The sequence below is a fragment of the Collinsella sp. MSK.8.10 genome (assembly GCF_019041915.1).
GTDB lineage: Bacteria > Actinomycetota > Coriobacteriia > Coriobacteriales > Coriobacteriaceae > Collinsella.
The window spans coordinates 1-441 of sequence record NZ_JAHPYF010000022.1; the positions used below are offsets into that span (position 1 = coordinate 1).

At 51.2% G+C, this 441-nt stretch carries 1 protein-coding gene; it reads right to left on the reverse strand.

Annotated features, from left to right (window positions below; all coding sequences use genetic code 11):
* On the reverse strand, positions 1 to 246 hold a 246-nt coding region (locus KTF55_RS09895; RefSeq protein ID WP_217108556.1), incomplete at its 3' end, for a hypothetical protein.
* Between the last annotated feature and the right edge of the window lie 195 nt (positions 247 to 441).

Sequence of the window (441 nt, forward strand, 5' to 3'; positions counted from 1 at the left end):
CGGAAGGTGCGGCTGGATCACCTCCTTTCTAGGGAGATACATTCTTAGAGAGACATACTTTAACTCGAATAGAGGGCAGGAGCCCGTCCGGTAGATGTCCGCCAGGATAAGTCCCCGCAGCACCCGGTCCCCGGGGTCGCACCCGCGTACCTTGAGAGCCGCATAGCGATAGGAGAGAGATGGAAGAGTATCCTCTTCCAGACTCGATTCTTTTCTGCGATTAAACGTAAGAATGATAGCAATCATTCATCCGATCCAAACAAGAAGAATTCACTTAATTATGAGTGAGGAGCATCTGATCGCGAGCACAGTCAAGACACTGTGCCGCGGTATGAGATACCCGAATTGCGACATACGAGCGCTATTCATGATATCGATTAATTTTCATTAGCGACACGTGGATATCCCGCGGGCCCGATGCGGTCCCGCAAGATACCACGG